The organism is Natronorubrum daqingense (genome assembly GCF_001971705.1).
Lineage (GTDB): Archaea > Halobacteriota > Halobacteria > Halobacteriales > Natrialbaceae > Natronorubrum > Natronorubrum daqingense.
In genome coordinates this window covers 174,672-180,835 of sequence record NZ_CP019329.1, presented here as the reverse complement: position 1 = coordinate 180,835, position 6,164 = coordinate 174,672, and the positions used below count along the sequence as shown (strand labels likewise).

The 6,164-nt window shown below is 58.4% G+C and carries 8 protein-coding genes; 2 read left to right on the top strand and 6 right to left on the bottom strand.

All coding sequences use genetic code 11. The features are described 5' to 3' along the window. Positions 1-499 precede the first annotated feature (499 nt). On the bottom strand, positions 500-1,060 hold the full coding sequence (locus BB347_RS18405; RefSeq protein ID WP_076584150.1) for a GNAT family N-acetyltransferase: 561 nt from the start codon (positions 1,058-1,060) through the stop codon (positions 500-502). 140 nt (positions 1,061-1,200) lie between these two features. Between BB347_RS18405 and tnpA the strand changes: the two genes are divergently transcribed. After that, positions 1,201-1,590 carry an IS200/IS605 family transposase gene (gene tnpA / locus BB347_RS18400; protein ID WP_076584149.1) on the top strand — a complete coding sequence of 130 codons (390 nt, stop codon included), beginning with the start codon at positions 1,201-1,203 and terminating at the stop codon, positions 1,588-1,590. Next, a complete protein-coding gene (locus BB347_RS18395; RefSeq protein ID WP_076584147.1) occupies positions 1,587-2,822 on the top strand; it encodes an RNA-guided endonuclease InsQ/TnpB family protein in 1,236 nt (411 codons plus the stop codon). The genes tnpA and BB347_RS18395 overlap by 4 nt, the downstream gene beginning before the upstream one ends. A gap of 285 nt (positions 2,823-3,107) precedes the next feature. Here the strand turns inward: BB347_RS18395 and BB347_RS18385 are convergent, their stop codons facing one another. The 5 genes from BB347_RS18385 to BB347_RS18365 are packed head-to-tail and all read right to left on the bottom strand — an operon-like array spanning position 3,108 to position 5,587. Next, positions 3,108-3,407 carry a hypothetical protein gene (locus tag BB347_RS18385; protein WP_076584144.1) on the bottom strand — a complete coding sequence of 100 codons (300 nt, stop codon included), beginning with the start codon at positions 3,405-3,407 and terminating at the stop codon, positions 3,108-3,110. Then, a complete protein-coding gene (locus BB347_RS18380) occupies positions 3,404-3,760 on the bottom strand; it encodes a hypothetical protein (RefSeq protein WP_076584142.1) in 357 nt (118 codons plus the stop codon). The genes BB347_RS18385 and BB347_RS18380 overlap by 4 nt, the downstream gene beginning before the upstream one ends. Further along, positions 3,757-4,410 (bottom strand): hypothetical protein, encoded by a 654-nt coding sequence (locus tag BB347_RS18375; RefSeq protein ID WP_076584140.1) that lies wholly within the window; start codon positions 4,408-4,410, stop codon positions 3,757-3,759. Before BB347_RS18375 ends, BB347_RS18380 begins: the two co-directional genes overlap by 4 nt. After that, the gene (locus BB347_RS18370; protein ID WP_076584138.1) at positions 4,411-5,307 is read right to left on the bottom strand and encodes a DNA adenine methylase; all 897 of its coding nucleotides are present in this window, start codon (positions 5,305-5,307) and stop codon (positions 4,411-4,413) included. Beyond that, on the bottom strand, positions 5,297-5,587 hold the full coding sequence (locus BB347_RS18365; RefSeq protein ID WP_139327075.1) for a hypothetical protein: 291 nt from the start codon (positions 5,585-5,587) through the stop codon (positions 5,297-5,299). Before BB347_RS18365 ends, BB347_RS18370 begins: the two co-directional genes overlap by 11 nt. Between the last annotated feature and the right edge of the window lie 577 nt (positions 5,588-6,164).

Below are 6,164 nucleotides of genomic sequence, written 5' to 3'. Positions count from 1 at the left end.
GTCGTCAATCTCACCACGGGTCATCGGCCACGGAAGCGGGATGTACTGGACCGGATTAGCTTACTTTTGCCAAGAAGAAAATTACAAAAAGAGCCATTCCAATCCCGGTCACGAGCGATGGGAACGTCATGAAAACGAATAATATGAGGAGGAGAAAGAAAAAGACAGCAAGAACGGCTACAACAGACAGTGCGTATATCGCTAAATTGGGTTCGTCGTCTTCCAAATTCATATCCTCCCAATCCATATTTGTCTTACTTCGCGAATCCTTCTTTTGGGGTTAATTCGAAATACGCATACTGAACTAACATACAATGGGTTTTAGACCGAATAGATTTGAATCTTCTTGTCGGAAGTCTGTGGTTCTCGAGAGTAGACACAGTGATTTCCGATCAGATTGTCATCTGAAAATATTGAACCCCAATACGGCGTAAGGACGGGTTGCCGAAACCGGGCTATAAACGACCATCTTGATACGGGGCTGCTGGAACGTCACCGGTCATCGCTCGAGCACACCTCCAGATCCTGCGAGTCGATCGAGAGGCATTTCTCGAGCCCACAGCGTGGCCGCACACGAACACTCCCGGTCATCGTCGGGCCAGATACCACAATCGGGACAGGCGTCTCGAGTGCCGGCATAGTGCTCGTCGAAGCGCTGGACCGGGACGAAATCATAGCGTTCGAACAGCGGCCGACTGGTGCGTTCGTCGGGTCGTTCCCACCCCATCGCGAACACCATATCCGCGCCATGGGCCTGCGCCCACTCGATACGCGCTCGAAAGAGTCGGTGGCCGATCCCGTGGCCGCGCCACGCTGGATCGACGATACCGAACCAGAGCATCGCATTCCGGTGGCCGGCGAGTGCATCCCGATCGAAGCGCCCATCGGGAAGTTGCTCGACCATCGCATCGTGATCGAACAGTTCAGCGAGACCGCCGCCAACGTCGACCGTCTGGCCGTCCTCGCGCCCGTGGGTGGCGATGACGCCACAGACCTCGCGGGCCTCTTCGTCCCCGTCTTCATCTTCGTTTTTGTCGTCCCACCCGGCCACCTGATACATAGTGCGAGCGCAAACCCGCGTCTTCAGGCGCGGGTCGAGCGGTAGGCATAGTGCGTTCGGCCCACGTTGCTACAATCGGCCGGATTTCCCACGGCACTCGGTAGTTTTAAGACCGTCGCTCACCATAGTGTGTAGTACGGATGAAGACCACACGACACGCGACCTACAACCTCAACTACCACATAGTGTGGTTGCCGAAGTACCGCAACTCGGTACTGGTTAATGAGGTCGAAGACCGTGTGCGCCGAATCCTCCACGAAATCGCCGACGAAAAAGGATTGGAGATCGTCGACCTCACCGTCCAATCCGACCACGTTCACTTGTTCGTGAGTAGTCCACCGAAACACGCCCCGTCACTTCTCGCCAACTGGTTCAAAGGCATCAGTTCGCGGAAATACAACCACCGCTACGCCGACCACGACGGCGAGAAAATCAAGTGGGCGCGCGGCTACTACGCCGGAACAGCAGGGCACGTCTCAAGCGAAACGGTTCAAGACTACATCCAGCGTCACGAGGAGGACGAACAGTGACCGAACTCACCGAGACGCTGGAACTCAAGCTTGTGGAACCGAACACTCACAAGCACCGGAAGCTCTGCGAGACAAAACGAGCGTATCAAGACGCCCTCGAAGCCGCGTTCAACGCAAACTGCTCCACTCAGACCGAAGCCAACGACGTGGTGGTCAACTACGACCTGAGCGGTTACGCGAAGAACGCTCTCAAGAAGTACGTCCCGCAACTCTGCGGAGGGAGCTACGACGCGAAAGAGATCGACGACGACCACCCGGTTCGGTTCACGAACGAAGGCCCAAAGCTCGACCACAAGCCACAGAACGCCATCGAGTGGTACGTCAAAATCCCGCATCACGACGACTACAACCTGTGGCTCCCCGCGCAACCGAACCCCGAACAGCGAGAGTGGTTGGAAGCGTTGGACGCGGGAGACGCAAAGATGGGTGAGTGTCGCTTATTTGACCGCGACGGCGAGTGGTACTTCCACATCGTCGCTACGCGAGACGTGGAGGAACGACCCAGTTCGGCGGACGAAACGCCGATTGGGGTAGACATCGGGGAAGCCTCTTTGTTAACGGTGTGTCACCGTGACGAGCGCGGCTCCCCGGCTACACCCAACCTTTGGAACGACGAAGGCAAACAGGTTCGACGGCTCCGTGAGACGTATTTCACGGCGACTCGACGCCTTCAGCAACGCGGGAGTGAACGCATCGCAGAGTCCTACGGGGATTCGCTTTGGCGGCAGATAGACGACATTCTCCACACGGTCACGTCGGCGGTCGTCGCCTACGCCGACCAATTCGAGAATCCCGTGTTGGTCCTCGAAGACCTCACGCATATCCGCGAGAACATGGACTACGGCGCGTTCATGAACCGGCGCTTGCACGGATGGGGCTTTGCGAAGATGCACGCCCAACTCCGCTACAAAGCCGCCGAGAAAGGGATTCGCGTGGAGACGGTGAATCCCGCGTACACCTCGAAGACGTGCCACTGTTGCGGAGAGCAGGGCTACCGCCCCGACCAAGCAACGTTCAAGTGTTCCAACTCAGAGTGTTGGGTTTCGGAGTACCACGCGGACATCAACGCCGCGCTCAATATTGCAGACCGCTACCTCGGCGGAGAGAGTCATTCAAGAGAATACACGGATGGCGATGACTCGGCTGAGGAAGGGGGCCGTTTGACCGGCCCACAAGACAGCCAAGCCGATGCTGAAGCCCAGCAATTGACGCTTGGAGCGTATGCGTCTTGAAACCTTAGGGTCGAATCGCTCGGCCTGAAATCCCATGGTGGGATTCCCGCGACTTTAGGCGCGGGAGGAGGTTAAAGGGGCCGTAGGGCAGCCAGTTCGCCTCGTACTCGACGCCGAAGTAGTGGTGCCACAATCGAACGAGGTAGAACGCGTCGTCCCGACCCGAGGCCTCGCGAACACGACAGACTCGAGCACCAGATTCTGAAGCCGTATCGGCCGGTGGATTTCTTCGAATGTTGGTCTCACAGTCACCGTCCACATCGACACCAGACCATGAATGAGCCATTAGCCGACTACCTCCGACCACGGACACTCCGTACACGATTGATTGTACGACCCAGAGGGACGCAGTGACGACGACAATGCCTCACTCGAGGCACCACACCGTGGACAGCCTGGTGCATCGAACTCCTCGCCACGGCCGTCACAGCGGTCGCAGTCACCGTCGACGGCTTTCAGGTCGTCGAAGCTGCCGGTTGGTTCGTCGGCATCGGGATCACTGACGAGTCGCTGGACTGTCCCGGTGCCCTCGCAGTTGCGACACTCGACGAGCGGACGGTCCGTATCGTCGGCACGGGAGGTCACCGATCGTCACCTCCGCTATCATCGGCCGCCTCTAGTGGGTGCTCGCGAAGCCACTCGGCGGCCCGGTCAAGCGCCCTCTGCAGGTCTCGAGTATTGTGTGGCGGCGGTGATCGGTTCCGACGAGATCCGTTCCAGCCGTGTTCACTGGGTTCGATCTTGTACGTTTTCGCGGTCGAACCGGAGGCGTCGTGCCACCAGATCATGTCTTCGCTAACGAGGGCGAGATCCCACCCGCCACAGTCTAGGGACTCGATGTACGCTTCAACACGCTTGCGCTCGCTTACGCTCTCGAGCGTGAGTCGCAGGCAGTCGGTGTCGCCGCCACCGAACGCAGAGAGGAGTTCTTGGGTCATCGGTCGGCCCTCCGTTGGTCGGGCCCACCGTCCGTGATTGCTCGGTCGTGATCGAAACTCGAGAGATCGGACTGGTGTGCAGCCCGGCCGTCGATCTCGAAAGCCGGCGCTCCGAGATAGTCCTCGCCGTATCGACAGTACACGTCGCCGTCGCGAGCGATGAGTTCGTTCATTCCGCGCCAATCGGGATCATCGTCGACGAGGTCAACGTCCGTGTCGCAGATCGTCACGGACCACGTTGCGAGTCCGAACACGCGGGTTTCCGTGACGCCGCGAACCATCGCCTCTCGATCACCGGCCAGACGGATCAGATCACCGCGCTCGACGAGTGCGGACACATCGCCGGTCGTCCGTGGGAACATCGGCCGCTCGGACTGGATTGGTGTCAGTCGGTCTCGGTTAGACTCGAGACACTGTGCTCGAGTGCCGTCGACGAGGAAGACGATCGTGTACGACGACGTCCCGTAGTGACAGCGCTCGTAGTGTGTCTGGGCGGCGCTGTCGGCGAGCGTGCCGTTGGGGAAGAGCCCCATCCACTGGCAGTCTCGACAGGTCGCGAGATAGCCCGATTCAGTGTCGCGGATGGTCGCTCTCGAAATCGGAGTACCGACCTGGATATCTTCGTCGTGATCGATGCACGTGGACGGCATCTATTCGTCACCTCCATCGTCTGCAGTCGTCGATGGAATGCAACCACCGTTGGCGAGCGTTGCCTGGTGATGGTCAGTATCGACGAACAGGTCTGCCTCACGTGGATTGAAATTCATCGCGAGAACTTCGGTCGATTCCTCTGTGTCGCCATTATGCCCAGAGGCCATCCTGTATTTCGTCTCTTTCGTAGCCACCAGATCCGCGACCTCGATGAGTGCAGCCGGTGGGTCAGCATACGAGACAAGCCACCGACTCTCGAGATCGCCCAGTGAGTCGACGAACTCGCCATGATCGAACCCCGGACCCTCCCGGTAGCGAAACTCCCGGTCAGGATACGGCGGGTCGAAATACAACAGCGTCTCCTCGTCGTCCCATTGTTCGACACACGCTCGCCAATCGAGATGTTCGACGACTACCTCTCGAAATCGATCAGCGAACATCTCGAGGCGGTCGACCTGATTAGCATACGTCCGTGCTTGATTTCGTTTCGTACTCACAGCGAACCCGCCCGGTGTGTAGTATTTCCCGTTGAAGCTGACTTGCCGGAGGTAGTAGAACACGCCAGCACGCCGAACAGCGTCGTCTGGTCGCCAGCCGTCGTACCACTTCGAGGACCACTCGCCGTACTTTTCGCGCGAATACGGGACGGTCGCACACCATTCGGCGAGTTCGTCACCACGCTTGCGTAGCACGTCGAAGAACTGAACGAGATCACCGTCGACGTCGTTGTACACTTCGTTGTACGACGGTGGTTTGTTCGCGAGGATGCCCGCAGCGCCACCGAACACTTCGACGTACGTGCGGTGATCCGGGAAATGCTCGAGCACCCACGAGGAGAGCCCGGCCTTGTTACCCGGATACCCGAACACCGATCGTGCAGTGGCGTTACTCGGCATGTGGATCGCCTCGAGCGCCGTCAGTATTCGCGTCTTGCGTGCGTTCCATCCGATGGTAGCCGCCGTTTTTAGAACACCAACCACATTCCCGAAGGTCGCAGTGTTCATCTGTCGGCCCTGCCACTCTGTTTTCGCCAGCCATCAGCGTCCCGTTCAGATCGCTGCGAAGGCCCGTCACGTGCAGATTCTCCGAATCCTGGATGTGCGGGCATTTCGGCGTAGTGTGGAACACATCCGAATAGGTCGTGTAGTAGAATTGGTTCTCGGGATCGTCCCCCATCTCTTCGACCTCCTCAACACAGTCCTCGATTGTCCACCCTGTCTTTGTCAAATCCCAGTCGGTAGGGAGTTTCCGATCAGTATCGTCACTCGACATTTCGACCACTCTCTGTCTGAACATCCTGCGCCAATTCTTGTATCGTAACTCGCGCGGAGGCAGCCGCTTCGCCTCTAACGTGAGGGTCTGCCGTTTCTACGCCATCTAATTCCCCCCACAGGCAAAGACGATCCAAAGCCCATAGGAGCGGGCGTCGTTCAATACCGTCCGAGCATACCTCGCAATGGGTCATCTCGTCCGCGTCGTCTGTCTCTGGCAGACCTATGGCTGAGTCGGGATACCGGCGCGAGCAGGTCGGACACACCCACGTCATTGGGTCTCACTCTCCGTTTCCGCCTGTAGTGACTGGTCGCAAATCGTTCTCGCCACGATGACTTCGCACGTCTCACAGAGGATGATGTGGTCCGTACTCGTCTCTCGGACGGGGATAGCCGTTCTATTCGTCGGGTTTGAACATCCGTCACATCGGCGTTCGAACCCGCTCGAATCGCCTCTGTCGAGTGGGTTCTCACGTTCGGTG

Excerpts from the sequence above, each read along its gene's own strand:
- BB347_RS18380 (WP_076584142.1), bottom strand. The coding sequence starts at position 3,760 with ATGACCCAAGAACTCCTCTCTGCGTTCGGTGGCGGCGACACCGACTGC.
- BB347_RS18405 (WP_076584150.1), bottom strand. The coding sequence starts at position 1,060 with ATGTATCAGGTGGCCGGGTGGGACGACAAAAACGAAGATGAAGACGGG.
- BB347_RS18375 (WP_076584140.1), bottom strand. The coding sequence starts at position 4,410 with ATGCCGTCCACGTGCATCGATCACGACGAAGATATCCAGGTCGGTACT.
- BB347_RS18370 (WP_076584138.1), bottom strand. The coding sequence starts at position 5,307 with ATGCCGAGTAACGCCACTGCACGATCGGTGTTCGGGTATCCGGGTAAC.
- BB347_RS18365 (WP_139327075.1), bottom strand. The coding sequence starts at position 5,587 with ATGGGGGACGATCCCGAGAACCAATTCTACTACACGACCTATTCGGAT.
- tnpA (WP_076584149.1), top strand. The coding sequence starts at position 1,201 with ATGAAGACCACACGACACGCGACCTACAACCTCAACTACCACATAGTG.